Origin of the sequence: Bradyrhizobium aeschynomenes (assembly GCF_013178945.1) — a bacterium.
GTDB classification, from domain to species: Bacteria; Pseudomonadota; Alphaproteobacteria; order Rhizobiales; family Xanthobacteraceae; genus Bradyrhizobium; species Bradyrhizobium aeschynomenes.
On the sequence record NZ_JABFDM010000035.1, the window covers coordinates 1 to 403 of the forward strand.

Consider the following 403-nt stretch of genomic DNA (forward strand, 5'->3'; position numbering starts at 1 on the left):
AGCGACAGACCTCCGTGGAACGCCTGGTACAGCAATTTGCTGATGCAGGTATCCGGAAGTCTGCTGACGACTCTGTGTCTGCACAAGAGAAACAGACTTTGATTGACCACCTGAATCAGAAAAATTCAGGCCCGGACAAATTGACGCTGCAACGTAAAACACGCAGCACCCTTAACATTCCTGGTACCGGTGGAAAAAGCAAATCGGTACAAATCGAAGTCCGCAAGAAACGCACCTTTGTGAAACGCGATCCGCAAGAGGCTGAACGCCTTGCAGCGGAAGAGCAAGCGCAGCGTGAAGCGGAAGAGCAAGCCCGTCGTGAGGCAGAAGAATCGGCTAAACGCGAGGCGCAACAAAAAGCTGAACGTGAGGCCGCAGAACAAGCTAAGCGTGAAGCTGCTGA

General features: G+C 52.6%; 1 protein-coding gene. It reads left to right on the forward strand.

Features of this window, described 5'->3' with window-relative positions; all coding sequences use genetic code 11:
- Window positions 1-14 precede the first annotated feature (14 nt).
- On the forward strand, window positions 15-403 hold a 389-nt coding region (locus HL666_RS33850; protein ID WP_210262446.1), incomplete at its 3' end, for an IF-2-associated domain-containing protein.